The sequence below is a fragment of the Variovorax paradoxus genome (assembly GCF_009755665.1).
In the GTDB taxonomy this organism is placed as follows: Bacteria; Pseudomonadota; Gammaproteobacteria; order Burkholderiales; family Burkholderiaceae_C; genus Variovorax; species Variovorax paradoxus_G.
Window position 1 is genome coordinate 4318686 of sequence record NZ_CP046622.1, and the last position, 14520, is coordinate 4333205.

Below are 14520 nucleotides of genomic sequence, written 5' to 3' on the forward strand. Positions count from 1 at the left end.
TCGGGCGCGGTCAGCCGCCCCACCACCCTTCGGCAAACCACCCCTGCAGGAAGGCCACGAAGCCCGACACCTTGCCCGGCACCAGCTTGGGCGAGGGAAAGACGGCGTGGATTTCCTGCTCGGGCAACGCATGGTCGCCGAGCACTTCGATCACCTTGCCCGAGGCCAGCGATTCGCTCGCCACGTAGCGCGGCATGAGCGCAATGCCCAGGCCGTCGCGCGCCGCGGCCAACACCGCGGAAAGGTTGTTCGAGCGGAAGCGCCCGGAGACCGGCACCGTCACCGGATCGCCCTTGGGCGTGTGCATGCGCCAGAACTCGTCGCCCACCACGCTGCTGTAGATGAGCGCCACGTGCGCGCTCAGGTCCTGCGCGCGCTTGGGCGTGCCGTGCTTCTTCAGGTAGCCCGGCGCCGCCACCATGGCCCAGGGGTTGGTGCCAAGGTAGCGTGCACCCAGCGACGAATCGGCCAGCTTGCCCATGCGAATGGCCACATCGATGCCCTGGGCAATCAGGTCGACATAGCGGTCCTCGAAGCTCAGGTCGAGCTGCACCTGCGGATGCCGGCGCATGTACTCGAGCGCCAGCGGCACCACCACCCGCCGCCCGAAGGCCACCGAGGTGCCCACGCGCAAGAGGCCCTGGGCCTGGTTCTGCCGCAGCTGCACGATGCTTTCGGCCTCCTCGGACTCGCGCACGATGTTCTTGCACTTCTCGTAATAGAGCGCGCCAGGTTCGGTGAGGCTCACGCCGCGCGTGTTGCGGTTGAGCAGCCGCACCTTCAGGCGCGCCTCGGTGGCCGCAACCTGCTTGGTGACGGTGGGCTGCGTGGTGTGGAACTCGAGCGCCGCTTTCGAGAAGCTGCCGGTCTCGACCACGCGCACGAACATTTCCATTGCCAACAATCTGTCCATGCCCGGCATCGTAATCACTTATTCCAATCCGGAATAGGCTTTATGGTCCGCAGCCGTCTTCTTCGAATGGCCTGTGCTTCCTACAGTGGGCTCCACTCAAGGAGACAGTTCAAATGGCAAAGATGAAAGCGGTTCAGGCCGCAGTACTGGTGATGGAAAAAGAAGGCGTGACGCAGGCCTTCGGCGTGCCCGGCGCGGCCATCAACCCGATGTATTCGGCGCTGCGCCAGCGCGGGAGCATTTCGCACATCCTCGCGCGCCACGTCGAGGGCGCTTCGCACATGGCCGAGGGCTACACCCGTGCCGTGGCGGGCAACATCGGCGTGTGCATCGGCACCTCGGGGCCGGCGGGCACCGACATGATCACGGGCCTGTATTCGGCCTGGGCCGATTCGATTCCCATCCTTTGCATTACCGGCCAGGCGCCCCGCGCACGGCTCTACAAGGAAGACTTCCAGGCGGTCGACATCGAGTCGATCTCCAAACCGGTCACCAAATGGTCCGTGACCGTGCGTGAGCCGGGCCAGGTGCCGCAGGTGTTCCAGCAGGCCTTTCACCTGATGCGCTCGGGCCGGCCCGGCCCGGTGCTGGTCGACCTGCCCTTCGACGTGCAGATGGCGGAGATCGAGTTCGACATCGATGCCTACCAGCCGCTCCTGCCTTACAAGCCCGCCGCCACGCGGGCGCAGATCGAAAAGGCCATCGGCATGCTCAACGCGGCCGAGCGCCCGCTGATCGTGGCCGGTGGCGGCATCATCAACGCCGATGCGTCCGACCTGCTGGTGCGCTTTGCCGAGATCACCGGCGTTCCGGTGATTCCCACGCTGATGGGCTGGGGCTCGATTCCCGACGACCATCCGCTGATGGCCGGCATGTGCGGCCTGCAGACCAGCCACCGCTACGGCAACGCGACCATGCTCGCCAGCGACTTCGTGCTCGGCATTGGCAACCGCTGGGCCAACCGGCACACGGGTTCGGTCGATGTGTACACCAAGGGCCGCAAATTCGTGCACGTGGACATCGAACCCACGCAGATCGGCCGCGTGTTCACGCCCGACTTCGGCATCGTGTCTGACGCCAAGGCCGCGCTCGAGCAGTTCGTGGCCGTGGCCGAGGAGATGAAGGCCGCGGGCAAGCTGCCCGAGCGCCGGCAATGGGCAAAGGATTGCATCGAGCGCAAGAAGACCATGCTGCGCAAGACCAACTTCGATGACGTGCCGATGAAGCCGCAGCGCGTGTACCAGTGCATGAACAACAACTTCAGCAACGACACGTGCTACGTGAGCACCATCGGGCTCTCGCAGATCGCGGCTGCGCAGTTCCTGCATGTGTACAACCCGCGCCACTGGATCAACTGCGGCCAGGCCGGCCCGCTGGGCTGGACCATTCCCGCCGCACTGGGCGTGCGCGCCGCAGACCCGTCGCGCAAGATCGTCGCGCTCTCGGGCGACTACGACTTCCAGTTCATGATCGAAGAGTTGGCGGTGGGCGCGCAGTTCAAGCTGCCTTACATCCACATCGTGGTCAACAACTCGTACCTCGGCCTCATCCGCCAGGCGCAGCGCGGTTTCGAGATGGACTACTGCGTGCAGCTCGCGTTCGACAACATCAACGCGGGGCCCGATGCGGGCATCGAGAGCAGCTACGGCGTGGATCACCTGAAAGTGGTCGAGGGCCTGGGCTGTAAGGCGATTCGCGTCAACAAGCAGGAAGAGATCGCACCGGCCATTCAGCGCGCCGAAGCGCTGATGGCCGAGTTCAGCGTACCGGTCGTCATCGAGGTGATGCTCGAGCGCGTGACCAACATCGCAATGGGCACCGAAATCGACAACATCACCGAGTTCGAGCCCCTGGCCGAACACCCGGCCGATGCACCGACGGCAGTTGCGGCCGAGATGCTGGACTGAGCAAGGAGACACGCACCATGCCCAAGTTTGCAGCCAATCTCACGATGCTCTTTACCGAGCTGCCGTTCATGCAGCGCTTCGAGGCCGCCGCCAAGGCGGGCTTCGAGGCGGTGGAATACCTGTTTCCCTACCCCTTCGAAAAGAAGGAACTCACTGCCGCGCTGCGGGCCAACGGTTTGCAGCAGGTGCTGCACAACCTGCCCGCCGGCGACTGGGACAAGGGCGAGCGCGGCATTGCCTGCCACCCCGACCGCACCGGCGAATTCCGCGAAGGCATTGCCATGGCCATCGACTACGCCACGGCCCTGGGCTGCCCGCAGCTCAACTGCCTGGTCGGCAAGGTGCCGGCCGGCGTGAGCACCGATGCCGCGCACAAGACCGTGGTCGAGAACCTGCGCCTTGCCGCCGGCGAGCTCGAGGCGGCAGGTCTCCGGCTCTTGATCGAGCCGATCAACACCTTCGACATTCCGGGCTTCTTTCTCACGCGCACCGACCAGGCGCTGGCGCTGATCGACGAGGTGGGCTCTTCCAACCTGCGGGTGCAGTACGACATCTATCACGCGCAGCGCATGGAAGGCGAGCTCGGCAATACGCTGTCGAAGAATCTCGCGCGCATCGGCCACATCCAGCTGGCCGACAACCCCGGGCGCGGCGAACCGGGCACGGGCGAAATCAACTACCCGTGGCTCTTCAGGCACATCGATTCGATCGGCTACGACGGCTGGATCGGCTGCGAATACAAGCCGCGCAGCGACACCGTCGACGGCCTCGGATGGCGGCAGGCCCTGACCCAGCAAAAGTGAACCCAGACAACAGCATCCAAGGAAACTGAAGACATGTCGCAATCTCAAAAAATCGGATTCATCGGCCTCGGCATCATGGGCGCGCCCATGGCGGGCCATCTGCTGGACGCGGGCTACCAGCTGTTCGTGAACACCCAGGGCAACACCCCCGAGCCTTTCATCTCCAAGGCGACCATCTGCGCCTCGGCCGCCGACGTGGCGCGCCAGGCCGACGTGATCTTCATCATGGTGCCCGACACGCCCGACGTGGAGAAGGTGCTGTTCGGCGAGCCGGGCACGCAGGGCGTGGCCGAAGGCCTGAAGGATTCGCGCGGCAAGATCGTGGTCGACTGCAGCTCCATCGATCCGATTGCCACCAAGGGTTTTGCCAAACGCATCCTCGCGCTCGGCTGCGGTTATATCGACGCGCCGGTTTCCGGCGGTGAAGTGGGCGCCAAGGCCGCGAGCCTCACCATCATGTGCGGCGGCGACGAAGGCACCTTCGGCCAGGTGCGGCCACTGCTCGAGAAGATGGGCAAGAACGTCACGCTGGTCGGCAACGTGGGCGACGGCCAGGTCTGCAAGGTGGCCAACCAGATCATCGTGGCGCTGAACATCGCGGCCGTGGGCGAGGCGCTGCTGTTCGCCTCCAAGGCGGGCGCCGATCCGGCCAAGGTGCGCCAGGCGCTGATGGGCGGCTTTGCCAGTTCGCGCATTCTCGAAGTGCATGGCGAGCGCATGATCAAGCGCACCTTTGCGCCGGGGTTCCGCATCTCGCTGCACCAGAAAGACCTGAACCTGGCGCTGCAGAGTGCGCGGGCCCTGGGTGTGGCCCTGCCGCAGACGGCGGGCGCGGCGCAACTGATGAACGCCTGCGCGGCCCTCGGCCACGGCCAGCAGGACCACTCCGCACTGGTGCGCGCGCTCGAGGCGCTCGCCCAGCACACCGTCACGCCGGACTGAGCCTGGGCTCAGGTCTTTGCAGCGTCCAGGGATTCCTTGAGGTTGCGCCGGCGCCATGCCCAGGTCTTCACGGCCTGCGGCAGGATGCCGATGCACGAGGCGTAGTACGTCACCTTGAAGCCCCAGAAGCGAGGGCCGATGGGCGTGTCGCGGAACAGGTCGCCTGCCAATATGGACAGAAGCGCCTCCTGCATGCGCCAGATGTTGCGCGGCGCCATGAACAGCCGCCGAATGGCCGGCGAAGTGATGCGGTAGATGAACCACGAGAACATCTTCGGTCCGCGCTTCATCACCTTCTCGTAGTGGCGGAAGGCTTTCTCGGCCTCCTTCGCCTCGCCCCTGAGCCACAGGTCCGCCGCCTTGGCGGCCTCGAAGCCGCTGTTCATCGCCAGGTACACGCCCGAAGAGAACATCGGGTCGACGAAGGCGTAGGCATCGCCCACCATCATGAAGCGGTCGCCGCGGCAGAACTTGGAGTCGTAGGCGTAGTTGCCAGTGGCGGTGGCGCCTTCCATCAGCGTGGCGTTCTTCAGGCGCGCGGCCAGCTTGGGCGCAAGCGCAATCGTCTCCATCAGGAAGTCTTCGAGCGACTTGCCCTGGCGGCCCTTGAAGTACGCAGGCGAGGCCACGGCGCCGACGCTCACGGTGCCGTCCTTCAGCGGGATGTACCAGAACCAGCCGTGGTCGAACCAGAAGAGCGAGATGTTGCCCTCGAAGCGGCCGGGGCGGCGCTCCGCGTTGGCAAAGTGGCCGTAGAGCGCGGCGCTTGCGTGCTTGCGGTTGCGCTGCTTGGCGTCGAACTGGCTCGACAGCAGCGTGTCGCGGCCGCTCGCATCGATGACGAAGCGCGGGCGCCACTGGGTTTCGGTGCCGTCGTCGGCCTTGACCTTCACCAGCGGGCGGTTGTCCGCCGTGCCCTTGCCGGCGTCCATGTCGACACCGGTAACCCGCTGGCCTTCGAAGGTGCGCGCGCCGAGCTTGCCGGCGTGGCGGAACAGCAGTTCGTCGAACTCGGAGCGGCGCACGTGCACGGCGTACGGAAAGCTCTTGTCCATTGCCTCGCCGAAGTCGAAGTGGCTCGAGTGGTCGTGCCAGGGCGAGACAAACTCGGCGCCGTGCTTCTTGATGCCGATCGCCTCGACCTCGGTGCGCACGCCCAGCCGGTCGAACAGCGGCATGTTCATGGGGAGCAGCGATTCGCCGATGTGAAAGCGCGGATGCTGCGCCTTCTCGATCAGCACCACGTCATGCCCCTTGTCCGCGAGCAGCGCCGCCACGGTGGAGCCCGAAGGCCCGCCGCCGATGACTACGACGTCGGGGTCGGTGGTGGTGAAAGCTCCGGGTGTCATGCGCTGCCCTCTTCGTTGTCTTTGTATGTCTTGATTGACGGTGGCCGGCCGCCTGGGCTGCACGGCTTTGCATTGCCTTGTTTAACCTTGGTTGCCCTTGGCTAACACTTTCGGAGTTTAGCGAACCGGCGCTTCGGTTCCGCGCAGGCTATGGGTTCAGGCGATTTCGGCATTTCCCCTTTGGGAACAAGCCATGCTTTTGCGGTAGCCTCATTTCCCGTCCGAAACAAGGAGACATTTCATGGCTGCACCCCTCTCCCCCGCAGAAGAAGCTCTTCGCGATGCAGCGCGCGAATACCACCGCTCGCCCGTCAAGGGCAAGATTTCCATCACGCCGACCAAGCCCCTCCTGAACCAGCGCGACCTGTCGCTGGCCTATTCGCCCGGCGTGGCCTATCCCTGCCTCGACATCGCGGCCGACCCGTCGCTGGCCGCCGACTTCACCGCGCGCGGCAACCTGGTGGGCGTGGTCACCAACGGCACCGCGGTGCTGGGCCTGGGCAACATCGGCCCGCTGGCCGCCAAGCCGGTCATGGAGGGCAAGGGCTGCCTGTTCAAGAAGTTCGCCGGCATCGACGTGTTCGACATCGAACTGGCCGAAACCGATCCCGACAAGCTGGTCGACATCATCGCGGCGCTGGAGCCCACGCTGGGCGGCATCAACCTCGAGGACATCAAGGCGCCCGAGTGCTTCTACATCGAGAAGAAGCTGCGCGAGCGCATGAACATTCCGGTGTTCCACGACGACCAGCACGGCACGGCCATCATCTCGGCCGCGGCGCTGATCAACGGGCTCGAGCTGGTCGGCAAGAAGATCGAAGACGTGAAGATCGCTGTTTCGGGTGCCGGCGCGGCCGCCATTGCCTGCCTCGACGTGATGGTGGGGCTGGGCGCCAAGCCCGCCAACATCTACGCCTGTGACTCCAAGGGCCTGATCTACATGGGCCGCGCGGGCGGCTTCGACGACTCCAAGGCACGCTATGCGCAAAAAGACACCGGCGCCCGCACCCTGGCCGACGTGGTGAAGGACGCCGACGTTTTCCTCGGCTGCTCGGCCCCGGGCGTGATGAGCGCCGAGATGGTGAAGACCATGGGCACGCAGCCGATCATCCTGGCGCTGGCCAACCCTGAACCCGAGATCCGGCCCGAACTTGCCAAGGCCGTGCGGCCCGACTGCATCATTGCCACCGGCCGTTCGGACTACCCGAACCAGGTCAACAACGTGCTGTGCTTTCCGTACATCTTCCGCGGCGCGCTTGACTGCGGCGCCAGCAAGATCACGGAAGAAATGAAGCTGGCCTGCGTGCGCGAGATCGCCGAGCTCACCAAGGCCGACATCAGCGAAGAAGTGGCAACCGCCTATGCCGGTCAAGAGCTGTCGTTCGGGCCCGACTACATCATTCCCAAGCCCTTCGATTCGCGCCTCATCCTGCGCATTGCGCCGGCCGTGGCCAAAGCCGCGCACGCATCGGGCGTGGCCGCGCGGCCCATCGAGGACATGGACGCCTACCGCCAGCACCTGACGCGCTTCGTCTACCAGACCGGCATGTTCATGCGCCCCGTGTTCAGCGCCGCCAAGATTGCCGCCGCCAAGCGCGTGGCCTATGCCGAGGGCGAAGACGAGCGCGTGCTGCGCGCCGCGCAACTGGCCGTGGACGAATGCCTTGCGCAACCCATCCTGGTCGGCCGCCCCGCGGTGATCGAGGCGCGCATCAAGAAGGCCGGCCTGCACATCCGCGTGGGCACCGACGTGGAAATCGTCGACCCCGAGGACGATCCGCGCTTTCGCATCTACTGGGAGAGCTTTCACAAGCTCATGGGCCGCAGCGGCGTGACGCCGGAGGCCGCCAAGACCATGGTGCGCCGCTCCAACACCATCATTGCCGCGCTGATGCTGCACCTGGGCGATGCCGACGCCATGATCTGCGGGTTGGTCGGGCGCTTCGACGTGCACCTGGAGCACATCCGCAACCTCATCGGCCTGAAGCGCGGCGCACCGGGCTTTGCGACGCTGAACGCGCTCACGCTCGAAAAGCGCACGGTGTTCATTACCGACACCAACGTGAACGAGGACCCGAGCGCCGAGCTGCTCGCCAGCATCGCGATGATGGCGGCCGAAGAGGTGCGCCGCTTCGGGCTGCCGCCGAAGGTGGCCTTTCTTTCGCATTCGAACTACGGCACATCGAGCCGCGGCTCGGCGCGCAAGATGCGGCTTGCGCGCGACCTGTTCGCGCAGATGGCGCCCGACATCGAGTGCGACGGCGAAATGCACGGCGACTCGGCGCTGTCCGAAGAAGTGCGCCGCGTCGCGCTGCCCGAGACCACGCTCACCGGCGAAGCCAACCTGCTGGTGTGCCCGAACCTCGATTCGGCGCACATCCTCTACAACGTACTGAAGATGACGGGCGCCAACGGCATCACGGTGGGCCCCATCCTGCTGGGCGCCTCGGGCTCGGCCCATGTGCTCACGCCATCGTCGACCGTGCGGCGCGTGGTCAACATGACGGCACTGGCGGTGGCGAACGCGACAACCGCGCTGAAGTAACAGCCCCCGCCTTCACCAAACGGACGCCCCGCTGCAGCACGCAGCGGGGCGTTTTTCATTGCGGTGCGGTACCGCGCATGCACCGTTTCCGCCCGCTCATCATTTTTTCGGCTGGCATGCAATCTGCTAATACCCTGATCGGATATCTTAAATATCTTATTAATATATTTATAACCACGGCCTTCCGGCCTTTCTTCAACCTTCACTCCCTTCTCACATGGAAGAACACGCCCTGGAACGCGGGACCTTCTCCCGCCGGGTGCTCGACGCGTCCGACTTCGTCCTGCGCTGGGAGCGCCGCCTCCTTTCCGGGCTGATGGGCCTGCTCATGGTGCTGGTGCTGCTGAACGTGGTCACGCGCTACGGCGGTGTGCCGCTCTACTGGGTGGACGAGGCCTCGGTGTACTGCGTGGTGTGGCTCACCTTCGTCGGCGCTTCGGCAATGACGCGGCTGCGGCTGGACTTTGCAGTGACGCTGCTCACCGACAAGCTCGGCGAAAAGGCGGCGCGCATTGCAAAGGCCGCTGCGTCGGGCGGCGTGCTGCTGCTGGGCCTGGCGCTGCTGGCGATGTGCTGGCTCTACATGGACCCGGTCGGCATCGTGCGCTACGGCTTCGACGCGAAGGAATACGCGGCCGAATCCTTCAACTTTCTTTATACCGAGCGCACACAGACACTGAACTGGCCGACCTGGGCCGTCCAGCTGATCCTGCCGGTCTTCTCGGCCACGCTCAGCCTGCATGCGCTGTCCAACCTTGTCGAAGACCTCGGCCTGCAGCCGCGGCGCACGCACGCCGAGTTTCATGTGACCAACGCAGACGCGGTGAACTGACATGCTGACCTCTGCATTCTTCCTGTTGATCATGCTCGTCGGCGTGCCGATCGGCGCCTGCCTGTGCCTTGCGGGCATCGTGTACATCCTCAACTCGGGCGACACGGTGCTGTTCCAGTCGTTTCCGGTGCAGATGTTCGGCGGTGTCGACAGCTACAGCCTCATCGCGATTCCGCTGTTCATCCTGATCGGCGAGGTCATGAACGGCGGCGGCATCACCAGGCGCCTGGTCGACCTGGCGCTGGCCTTCATCGGCTCGGTGAAGGGCGGCCTCGCCTACGTGAACATCCTGGCCAACATGCTGGTGTCTTCGATCATCGGCTCGGCCACGGCTCAGGTGGCCATCATGAGCCAGATCATGGTGCCCGAGATGGAGAAGCAGGGCTACGACAAGACCTTTGCGGCGGGCATCACGGTGTACGGCGGCATGCTGGGGCCGATCATTCCGCCGTCGGTGATGTTCGTGGTGTACAGCGTGCTTGCGCAGGTGGCGGTTGGCGACATGCTGATTGCCGGCATCATTCCCGGCGTGATTCTCACGGCGGCGTTCTTCGTCGTGATTGCGTGCATGGGCCTGGTCTACAACTATCCGCGCACCGCCAAGCGCACCGTCAGGCAGCGGCTGCACACCATGCTCACGGCCTGCCCCACGCTGCTGATCCCCATCGTGATCGTCGGCTCCATCCTCGGCGGCTTTGCCAACCCGACCGAGGCCGCCGCAGTGGGCGCGGTGGCCGCGGTGCTGATCGGCCGCTACGTCACCAAGGAATTCCGCTTCGCGATGATTCCGCAGATCCTGCTGAAGTCGGCAATCTACTCGGCGGTGGTGCTCTTCCTGGTGGCTGCGGCCGCGGTGTTCTCGTGGCTGCTGATCTACGGCAAGGTGCCGCAGGCCACGGCCGCATGGATCCAGACCGTGGCGAAGGACCCCATTGCCTTCCTGCTGCTGGTGAACCTGATCCTGCTGGTGATCGGCACCGTGATCGACGGGATTCCCGGGCTGATCATGACCGTGCCGATCCTGCTGCCCATCGCTACCGAGATCTACGGCATCGATCCGCGCCACTTCGGCGTGGTGGTGGTGATCAACCTCGTGCTCGGGCTCATGACGCCGCCCGTGGGCCTGAGCTTCTTCGTGGCTTCGGCCGTTACCGGTGCCAAGCCGGGAAAGATGTTCATCGTCACCCTGCCGTTCTTCCTGATCTGCTGCGCGGCGCTGGTGCTGCTGTCGCTCTTTCCGAGCCTGTCGCTGGCCTTGCTCAAGTAAGCCAGACAGGCGCCCCATTTTTCCTTCACTCAACCGGAGCCTCGCATGTCCCTCTCCCGCCGCAAATTCGTCGTCCAGGCCGCCGCCGGTACCGCCGCCGCGTCGTCCGCCCTGTTCAGCACCGTGTCGCGTGCAGCGGCCGCCAAGGAATTCCGCCTCGGCCTCATCACGCCGGCCGGCCATTCGTGGAACCGCGCCGCGGTGGGCTTCGGCGAAGCACTCAAGAAGGCCACCGATGGCCGCCTGAGCGCCACGGTGTTCCACTCGGGCCAGCTCGGCAACGAATCGGCCATGATGCAGCAGCTGCAATCCGGCGCACTGGACATGGGCTGGATCCAGGCGGCCGAGCTCGGCTCGAGGGTCTCCAGCGTGGCGGCCATCAACGCGCCGTACCTCGTGCGCTCGACCACCAACGTGGCCTCGCTGGTGCGCACGCCGGCCGCGCTCAAGCTGCTGGAAGTGCTGCCGCGCGAAACCGGCACCATCGGCCTGGGCTGGGGCATCACCGGCATGCGGGTGGTGTTTTCAACCAAGCCCATCTCCACGCCCACCGACCTCAAGGGCATGAAGCTGCGCATCAACCCGACGCCCGTGTACCGCGACTTCTATCAATTGCTCGGCGCCGCCCCCACGCCGATTCCCACGCCCGCTGTTTTCGATGCCATGTCGAACGGACAGGTCGACGGGCTGGAGGCGGACATCGAGTTTTCATGGAACCAGCGCTTCGACCGCGTCGCCAAGACCATGCTGCCGATGAACGCGCTGTTCATGCCCTTTGCGCCGCTGATCTCGGGGCGCATCTGGCAGACGCTCGACGCCAAGGACAAGTCGCTCATCACCGACCTGGTGAAGCAGTCGCTCGATGCGCAGATCAGGGACATCGTGACCACCGAGCTCGGCCTGATCGACAAGTTCAAGACGAGCGGCATCACCATCAAGAGCGACGCCGGCTACAACCCCGCGCCGATCATTGCGGAGTTCGACAAGATCTGGCTGCCCAAGGCCCCGCAGATCGCCGAACTGCGCAAGATCGGCGCCGCGCTCTGAGCCTGCGCGCGAGGCAGAAACCCGCGGCCCGGCCGGCAAGCCGGCGCCCCAAATTGGTTCGAGCTTCAAGCTTCTTTCGGCCGGAATTCGCGAGAACTCACAAAACGGGTGCGCCGCAGCCACGCCGCCGCCCCACGCTTGCACCGCTGCAGTTCATCGGGAGGGTTCGCACCAATCGCGTGCGGGCACCGTTTTTGCTTGAATGCAGAAGCATTCACCTCTAACGGATTTCGCATGAACAAGCGCCAACTGCTCCAGTCCTTCCTCGCCGCCTCGGCCCTCAGCTTCGGCCTTTCTTCGGCCCTTGCCCAGACCACGACGCCGATCAAGTTCCAGCTCGACTGGCGCTTCGAAGGGCCGGCCGCGCTGTTCCTGCACCCGGCCGCCAAGGGCTACTTCAAGGCTGCGGGCCTGGACGTGACCATCGACGCGGGCAACGGCTCGGGCGGCACTGTGACGCGCGTGGCTTCGGGCGCCTACGAAATGGGCTTTGCCGACCTTGCGGCGCTGATGGAATTCCACGCCAACAACCCCGACAGCCCCAACAAGCCGGTCGCGGTGATGATGGTCTACAACAACACGCCGGCCTCGGTCATGACGCTCAAGAAGAGCGGCATCGCCAAGCCGGCCGACCTGGCCGGCAAGAAGCTCGGCGCACCGGTATTCGACGCGGGCCGCCGCGCGTTCCCGATCTTTGCCAAGGCCAACAACATCGGCGCCGTCAACTGGACCGCCATGGACCCGACGCTGCGCGAGACCATGCTGATCCGCGGCGACATCGACGCGATCACGGGCTTTACCTTTACCTCGCTGCTCAACCTCGAGGCGCGCGGCGCCAAGGCCGCCGACATCGTCGTGCTGCCCTACCCCGACTACGGCGTGAAGCTCTACGGCAACGTGATCATCGCGTCGCCCAAGCTCATCAAGGAGAACCCCGAGGCAGTGAAGAAATTCCTCTCGGCCTTTGCCAAGGGCGCGAAGGAAGTCATCGCCAACCCCGCCGTGGCCATTGAATCCGTAAAGGCGCGCGACGGCATCATCGACAGCAAGCTCGAAACCCGCCGCCTGCAGCTGGCCATCGACACCGTGATCAACAGCGCCGATGCGCGCAGCGAAGGCTTCGGCGCCGTGAACGCGGGCCGCATGTCGCTGATGGCCTCGCAAGTGTCGGACGCGTTCAACACCAAGACCCGCGTGAGCCCCGACGCCGTGTGGACCGCGGCGATGCTGCCGCCCGCAGCCGAGCTCAACGGCGTGCTGCGCAAGTGATGCCAGCGGACGCATCGAGCGAGGCCGCCGCACCCTTCGTCGACTTTCAGGACGTCTGGCTCGCCTATAACGAGGAGCTTCTGCGCGCCAATCACTTCGCGGTCGAGGCCATCGACCTGAAGGTGAAGCGGGGAGAGTTCATTGCCATCGTCGGGCCTTCGGGCTGCGGCAAGTCGACCTTCATGAAGCTCACCACGGGCCTCAAGATGCCGTCGATGGGCAAGATCCGCATCGACGGCCAGTCCGTGACCGGGCCGCTCAAGATATCAGGCATGGCGTTTCAGGCGCCTTCGCTGCTGCCGTGGCGCACCACCGTCGACAACGTGCTGCTTCCGCTCGAAATCGTCGAGCCCTATCGCTCCAGCTTCAAGGCCAAGCGCAAGGAATACGTCGAGCGCGCGCGCAAGCTGCTGCAGAAGGTAGGCCTCGCGGGCTATGAAGACAAGTTTCCGTGGCAGCTTTCGGGCGGCATGCAGCAGCGCGCAAGCATTTGCCGCGCGCTCATTCACGAGCCCAAGATGCTGCTGCTCGACGAGCCCTTCGGCGCGCTCGACGCCTTCACGCGCGAGGAGCTCTGGTGCATTCTTCGTGACCTCTGGACCGAGCAGCAGTTCAACGTCATCCTGGTGACGCACGACCTGCGCGAATCGGTGTTCCTGGCCGACACCGTGTATGTGATGAGCAAGAGCCCCGGCCGCTTCGTGGTCAAGCGCGAGATCGAGCTGCCGCGTCCGCGCGAGCTGGAGCTCACCTACACCAAGGAGTTCACCGACATCGTGCTGGAACTGCGCGGGCACATCGGCGCCATTCGAAACACGGGCATCAGCGCGGCGCAGACAGCGGCCGCGGTGTCCCACTGAAGGCGCGCCATGAAGAACACCAAGCAAATCGAACGCTGGTCGCCCTGGCTGCTGCTGGTTGCGGTGATCCTGCTGTGGCAGGTGATCTGCGCAGGCTTCGGCGTTTCGGACTTCATCTTTCCGAGCCCGCTGCGCATCTGGAACCAGTTCTGGGAATTCAAGGAAATCATCGCGGGCCATGCATGGCGCACCTTCTGGGTCACGATGGCGGGCTTCGGCCTGGCCATTGTGGTGGGCGTGCTGCTGGGCTTTGTGATCGGCAGTTCGCGCATCGCGTATGCGGCGATCTACCCGCTCATGACGGCCTTCAACGCGCTGCCCAAGGCGGCCTTCGTGCCCATCCTGGTGGTGTGGTTCGGCATCGGTGTCGGGCCGGCCATTCTCACGGCCTTCTTGATCAGCTTCTTCCCGATCATGGTCAACATTGCCACCGGCCTCGCCACGCTGGAGCCCGAGCTGGAAGACGTGCTGCGCGTGCTCGGCGCCAAGCGCTGGGACGTGCTCATGAAGATCGGCCTGCCGCGCTCCATGCCCTACTTCTTCGGCTCGCTCAAGGTGGCGATCACGCTGGCCTTCGTCGGCACCACGGTGAGCGAGATGACGGCGGCCAATGAAGGCATCGGTTACCTGCTCATTTCAGCCGGCTCGGCCATGCAGATGGGCTTGGCCTTCGCGGGCCTGATGGTGGTGGGCGCCATGGCCATGCTGATGTATGAACTCTTCAGCGTGATCGAGAAGCACACGACCGGCTGGGCGCATCGCGGTTCACAAAACCAATAAGGCACC

Annotated in this window: 12 protein-coding genes; 10 read left to right on the forward strand and 2 right to left on the reverse strand. The window is 64.9% G+C overall.

Annotated elements, in window-relative coordinates:
- Positions 1 to 10: 10 nt before the first annotated feature.
- Positions 11 to 913 (reverse strand): LysR family transcriptional regulator, encoded by a 903-nt coding sequence (locus GOQ09_RS20090; protein ID WP_157615132.1) that lies wholly within the window; start codon positions 911 to 913, stop codon positions 11 to 13.
- A 113-nt stretch (positions 914 to 1026) separates the two neighbouring features.
- Here GOQ09_RS20090 and gcl point away from each other — a divergent pair, with 113 nt between their 5' ends.
- Genes gcl through GOQ09_RS20105 form a run of 3 tightly spaced genes read left to right on the forward strand, consistent with a single transcriptional unit; the run spans position 1027 to position 4565 of the window.
- Positions 1027 to 2820, forward strand: a complete 1794-nt coding sequence (gene gcl, locus GOQ09_RS20095) for a glyoxylate carboligase (RefSeq protein WP_157615133.1) — start codon at positions 1027 to 1029, stop codon at positions 2818 to 2820.
- A gap of 17 nt (positions 2821 to 2837) precedes the next feature.
- Positions 2838 to 3623, forward strand: a complete 786-nt coding sequence (gene hyi, locus GOQ09_RS20100) for a hydroxypyruvate isomerase (RefSeq protein ID WP_157615134.1) — start codon at positions 2838 to 2840, stop codon at positions 3621 to 3623.
- Positions 3624 to 3656: 33 nt separating this feature from the next.
- Positions 3657 to 4565, forward strand: a complete 909-nt coding sequence (locus GOQ09_RS20105; RefSeq protein ID WP_157615135.1) for a 2-hydroxy-3-oxopropionate reductase — start codon at positions 3657 to 3659, stop codon at positions 4563 to 4565.
- 8 nt (positions 4566 to 4573) lie between these two features.
- Here GOQ09_RS20105 and GOQ09_RS20110 read toward each other — a convergent pair whose 3' ends face one another.
- Positions 4574 to 5914, reverse strand: a complete 1341-nt coding sequence (locus GOQ09_RS20110) for an NAD(P)/FAD-dependent oxidoreductase (protein ID WP_157615136.1) — start codon at positions 5912 to 5914, stop codon at positions 4574 to 4576.
- A gap of 241 nt (positions 5915 to 6155) precedes the next feature.
- On the opposite strand from GOQ09_RS20110, the gene GOQ09_RS20115 reads away from it, so the two are divergent.
- From GOQ09_RS20115 to GOQ09_RS20145, 7 genes are all read left to right on the forward strand, one after another.
- Positions 6156 to 8459 carry an NADP-dependent malic enzyme gene (locus GOQ09_RS20115; RefSeq protein WP_157615137.1) on the forward strand — a complete coding sequence of 768 codons (2304 nt, stop codon included), beginning with the start codon at positions 6156 to 6158 and terminating at the stop codon, positions 8457 to 8459.
- A gap of 217 nt (positions 8460 to 8676) precedes the next feature.
- Positions 8677 to 9291, forward strand: a complete 615-nt coding sequence (locus GOQ09_RS20120) for a TRAP transporter small permease (RefSeq protein ID WP_165442108.1) — start codon at positions 8677 to 8679, stop codon at positions 9289 to 9291.
- 1 nt (position 9292) lies between these two features.
- Positions 9293 to 10558 (forward strand): TRAP transporter large permease, encoded by a 1266-nt coding sequence (locus GOQ09_RS20125; RefSeq protein WP_157615138.1) that lies wholly within the window; start codon positions 9293 to 9295, stop codon positions 10556 to 10558.
- Between the two features lie 45 nt (positions 10559 to 10603).
- On the forward strand, positions 10604 to 11605 hold the full coding sequence (locus tag GOQ09_RS20130; RefSeq protein ID WP_157615139.1) for a TRAP transporter substrate-binding protein: 1002 nt from the start codon (positions 10604 to 10606) through the stop codon (positions 11603 to 11605).
- Between the two features lie 234 nt (positions 11606 to 11839).
- Entirely contained in the window at positions 11840 to 12874 is a 1035-nt protein-coding gene (locus tag GOQ09_RS20135) for an ABC transporter substrate-binding protein (protein WP_157615140.1), read from the forward strand.
- Complete coding sequence (locus GOQ09_RS20140) at positions 12874 to 13734, forward strand: ABC transporter ATP-binding protein (RefSeq protein WP_157615141.1); 861 nt, start codon at positions 12874 to 12876, stop codon at positions 13732 to 13734. The genes GOQ09_RS20135 and GOQ09_RS20140 overlap by 1 nt, the downstream gene beginning before the upstream one ends.
- A 9-nt stretch (positions 13735 to 13743) precedes the next feature.
- Positions 13744 to 14514, forward strand: coding sequence for an ABC transporter permease (locus GOQ09_RS20145; protein WP_124956406.1), 771 nt, complete (start codon positions 13744 to 13746; stop codon positions 14512 to 14514).
- The last annotated feature ends 6 nt before the right edge of the window (positions 14515 to 14520 follow it).